This window comes from Sabulicella flocculans (assembly GCF_045449635.1).
Lineage (GTDB): Bacteria > Pseudomonadota > Alphaproteobacteria > Acetobacterales > Acetobacteraceae > Roseococcus.
On record NZ_JBJJBR010000045.1, the window covers coordinates 1 to 4,522 of the forward strand.

Genomic DNA, 4,522 nt, shown 5'->3' on the forward strand with positions numbered 1-4,522 from the left:
GCGCTGGGCCCGGTGGCGGCGCGCGGCGCCCCGCTGGACTGGCTGGCGGCGCTGGCGCTGCCCGGGGCGCTGCTGCTGGCCCCGCGCCTGGCCGGGCGCGCCGGCCCGGCCCTGGCCTTCGCGGCGCTGGCGCTGCCCGCGCTGGCCCTGGCCTGGGCGCTGCGCTGAGGCGTCCGCGCTTGACGGGGGGGCACGGGGCGTTAAGCGTCCGTGCTTCCGGGGCAAGACAGGGATTACCGCGTGACCATCCTCATCACCGGCGGCTGCGGCTTCATCGGCTCCGCCGTGATCCGGCACCTGCTGGCCAGCACCGACCACGCGGTGGCCAACCTCGACAAGCTGACCTACGCCGCCTCGCCCGAGGCGCTGGAGGGCTGGCGCCACCACCCGCGGCACGTGCTGGTGCAGGCCGACATCTGCGACGCCGAGGCGGTGCGCGCCGCCTTCCGCGCCCACCGGCCCAGCGCCGTGATGCACCTGGCCGCCGAAAGCCACGTGGACCGCTCCATCGACGGCCCGGCGGAGTTCATCCGCACCAACGTCGTCGGCACCCAGGTGATGCTGGAAGCCGCGCGCGAGCACTGGGCCACGCTGGAGGGCGCGGAGAAGGCCGCCTTCCGCTTCCACCACGTCTCCACCGACGAGGTCTTCGGCTCCCTGTATCCCGGCGACGCGCCCTTCACGCCCGAGACGCCCTACGACCCGCGCAGCCCCTACAGCGCGTCCAAGGCCGCCAGCGACCACCTGGTGCGGGCCTGGCACCACACCTACGGCCTGCCGACCTTCGTCTCCAACACCACCAACAACTACGGCCCGTGGCAATTCCCCGAGAAGCTGATCCCGCTGGTGACGCTGAACGCGCTGGAAGGCCGCCCGCTGCCGGTCTACGGCAAGGGCGACAACGTGCGCGACTGGCTGCACGTGGAGGACCACGCCGAGGCGCTGGTGCTGGCGCTGCTGCGCGGGCAGCCCGGCGCCACCTACTGCATCGGCCCGCGGCAGGAGCGCACCAACTTGGAGGTGGTGCGCGCCATCTGCGCCACGCTGGACCGGCTGCGCCCCGACCCGGCCGGCCCGCGCGAGCGCCTCGTCACCTTCGTGGCGGACCGCCCGGGGCATGATTTCCGCTACGCGATGGACCCCGCCGGCGCCGAGGCGGCGCTGGGCTGGAAGGCCCGCCACGACTTCGAGGGCGGGCTGGAGCACACCATCCGCTGGTACCTGGCGAACGAGGCGTGGTGGCGCCCCATCAGCGACAAGGCCTATGCCGGGCAGCGCCTGGGGGGAATGAAGGCATGACGAGCATGGACCCCGGCCTCCGGCCGCGCACGGCGCGCCCCGCCGCCCCTGCGCCCGCGCGGCCGGCGTGCCCGTGGCGCGGCGCAGCCAAGCCCTCGGATGCGGGCGCCCGGCGCCTGAGGGCGCGATACCGACCCATCGTGACGTCGGAGACGGCACGATGAAGGGCATCATCCTGGCCGGCGGCTCCGGCACGCGGCTGCACCCGATGACGCTGGCGGCCTCCAAGCAGCTGCTGCCGGTCTACGACAAGCCGATGGTGTACTACCCGCTGTCCACGCTGATGCTGGCGGGCATCCGGGACATCCTGCTGATTTCCACCCCCACCGACCTGCCGGCCTTCCGCCGCCTGCTGGGCGACGGCAGCCAGTTCGGCATCAGCCTGAGCTACGCCGAGCAGCCCTCGCCGGACGGCCTCGCCCAGGCCTTCCACATCGGCGCCGACTTCGTGGCCGGCGGCCCGGCGGCGCTGGCCCTGGGCGACAACATCATCTACGGCGGCGGCCTGTCGGAGAAGCTGGTCTCCGCCCGCGCCCACGCCGAGCGCGGCAAGGCCACCGTGTTCGGCTACCGCGTCGCCGACCCCGAGCGCTATGGCGTGGCCGAGTTCAACGAACGCGGCGAGGTGGTCTCCCTGGAGGAGAAGCCCCTCAAGCCCAGATCGGACTGGGCGGTCATCGGCCTCTACTTCTACGACGCGCGGGTGACCGAGCTGGCGCGGCAGGTGGTGCCCTCCGCGCGCGGCGAGCTGGAGATCACCGACCTCAATGCCATCTACATGCGCGACGGCACCCTGCGGGCCGAGCAGCTCTCGCGCGGCTGCGCCTGGCTGGACGCCGGCACGCCCGGCTCGCTGCTGCAGGCGGCGATGTTCGTGCAGACGGTGCAGGAGCGCCAGGGCCTGCAGGTGGGCTGCCCGGAGGAGATCGCCTTCCGCCGCGGCTTCCTTTCGGCCGCGCAGCTGCGCGCCGTCGGCGCCTCGCTCGGCAAGACCGCCTATGGCCGCTACCTGGTCGAGGTGTCGGAGGGCCGGCACGGATGAAGGTCACGCCCCAGGCCATCCCCGACGTGCTGCTGGTCGAGCCGCGCCGCTTCGGCGACGCGCGCGGCTTCTTCTCGGAGGTGTGGAAGGAATCCGCCCTGGCCGCGGCGGGGCTGGCGGCGCGCTTCGTGCAGGACAACCATTCCTTCTCCGCCCAGAAGGGGGTGCTGCGCGGGCTGCACTTCCAGCGCCCGCCCACGGCGCAGGGCAAGCTGGTGCGGGTGGTGCGCGGCGCCATCCTCGACGTCGCGGTGGACATCCGCCAGGGCAGCCCGACCTACGGCCGGCACGTGGCGATGGAGCTGAGCGCGGCGAACTGGCGACAGCTCTGGGTGCCGCGCGGCTTCGCCCACGGCTTCGTGACGCTGACGGAGGACGCGGAGGTCCTCTACAAGGTGGACGCCGAATACGACCCCGCCACCGATGCCGGCATCGCCTGGGACGACCCCGACCTCGCCATCGCCTGGCCGCTGCCGCCGGAAGGCCCGGTGCTGAGCGACAAGGACCGCAAGGCCCCGCGCCTGCGCGACATCGCGCCGCCCTTCCCGGCGGGCTTCGCCTGATGCGGCGCATCCTGGTCACCGGGCGGGGCGGGCAGCTCGCCACCGGCCTGGCCGACAGCCTGCCGGCGCAGGGCTTCGAGGCGGTGCTGGTGGGCCAGCCCGATTTCGAGTTCGACCAGCCCGCCACGGTGGAGGCCGGCTTCGCCGCGGCCGCGCCGGACGCCGTGGTGAACTGCGCCGCCTGGACCGCGGTGGACGCCGCCGAGGAGGACGAGGCCGGCGCCTTCCGCGCCAACGCGCTGGGCCCGGCCCTGCTGGCGCGGCTGTGCGCGGCGCGCGGCATCCCGCTGCTGCAGCTTTCCACCGACTACGTCTATGACGGCCGCAAGGGCAGCCCCTACGCCGAGGAGGACGCGCCCAACCCGCTGGGCGCCTATGGCCGCACCAAGCTGGCCGGGGAATGGGCGGCGCTGGCCGGCAACCCGATGACGGCGGTGTTCCGCACCGCCTGGGTGTTCAGCCCGGTGGGCCGGAACTTCGTGCGCACCATGCTGGCCGCCGGCGCCCAGCGGCCGGAGCTGCGCGTGGTGGCCGACCAGCACGGCAACCCCACCGCCGCGCCCGACCTGGCGGACGCCCTGGCCCGGGTGCTGGCGCGCATCCGCGACGCCGGGTGGCAGGCGCAGCACCGCGGCGTGTTCCACGCCGCCGGCGGCGGCCATGCCTCCTGGCACCAGTTCGCCCAGGCCATCTTCGCCGCCGCCGCGCCGCATGGCGGGCCGGCGCCCGTGGTGCACCCCATCGCCACCGCCGACTACCCGGTCAAGGCCGCCCGCCCGGCCGATGGCCGCATGGACCAGGGCAAGCTGGCGCGCGTGTTCGGCGTGGCGCTGCCGCGGTGGGAGGACGGGCTGGCGCGGGTGGTCGCCGCGCTGCACCGCTGATCACCGTGCTGCTGGCGGCCCTGGACGGGGCCGCCTTCCTGCCGGCGCAGCTGGACAGCCTGGCCGCGCAGCAGGGCGCGGAATGGCGCCTGCTTTGGCGCGACGACGGCTCCTCCGACGGCACGGCGGCCTTGCTGGAAGGTTTCGCCGCCCGCCATCCGGGGCGGGTGGCCCGGCTGGACGGGCCGGCGCGGCTGGGGGCCACCGCGGGCTTCCTGGCGCTGCTGCGCGCCGCGCCGCCGGACGCGCCGGTGGCCTTCATGGACCAGGACGACGTCTGGGCGCCGGGCAAGCTGGCGCGCGCGCTGGACCGGCTGGCGGCGGGGCACGAGGCCACCTGCGGGCGGCTGGCGCTGGTGGACGCGGCGCTGCGGCCCATCGGCCTGTCCGCCCTGCCGCGCTTCCCGCCCGGCTTCGCCTCGCTGCTGGCGCACAACGTGGCGGCGGGCTGCACCATGGCGCTGTCGCCGCGCGGCCGCGCCCTGGCCCTGGCCGCGCCGCCGCCGCCCGGCACGCAGCATGACTGGTGGGCGGCGCTGCTGGTGACCGGGCAGGGCGGGCGGCTGGACTTCGACCCGCAGCCGATGATTCGCTACCGCCAGCACGGCGGCAACGCGGTGGGCGGCGGGGCGGGGCTGCGCGCGCGGGTGCGGCGCGCCCTGGCGCGCGGCCGGCCGGAAGGGCTGGCCCGGCTGCCGGCGCACCTGGCGGCGCTGCGCCCGGTGCCGCTGGCG

General features: G+C 75.5%; 5 protein-coding genes. All 5 read left to right on the forward strand.

The annotated features are described in order from the left end of the window. Positions 1–240: 240 nt before the first annotated feature. Positions 241–1,299 (forward strand): dTDP-glucose 4,6-dehydratase, encoded by a 1,059-nt coding sequence (rfbB, locus tag ACI6QG_RS19410; protein WP_407026231.1) that lies wholly within the window; start codon positions 241–243, stop codon positions 1,297–1,299. A 160-nt stretch (positions 1,300–1,459) separates the two neighbouring features. After that, positions 1,460–2,341, forward strand: a complete 882-nt coding sequence (gene rfbA, locus ACI6QG_RS19415) for a glucose-1-phosphate thymidylyltransferase RfbA (RefSeq protein WP_407026232.1) — start codon at positions 1,460–1,462, stop codon at positions 2,339–2,341. Next, on the forward strand, positions 2,338–2,904 hold the full coding sequence (rfbC, locus tag ACI6QG_RS19420; RefSeq protein ID WP_407026233.1) for a dTDP-4-dehydrorhamnose 3,5-epimerase: 567 nt from the start codon (positions 2,338–2,340) through the stop codon (positions 2,902–2,904). Before rfbA ends, rfbC begins: the two co-directional genes overlap by 4 nt. Then, complete coding sequence (gene rfbD, locus ACI6QG_RS19425) at positions 2,904–3,788, forward strand: dTDP-4-dehydrorhamnose reductase (protein WP_407026234.1); 885 nt, start codon at positions 2,904–2,906, stop codon at positions 3,786–3,788. Before rfbC ends, rfbD begins: the two co-directional genes overlap by 1 nt. A gap of 5 nt (positions 3,789–3,793) precedes the next feature. Continuing rightward, positions 3,794–4,522 (forward strand): glycosyltransferase (locus ACI6QG_RS19430; RefSeq protein ID WP_407026235.1); only part of this gene is annotated, 729 nt, incomplete at its 3' end.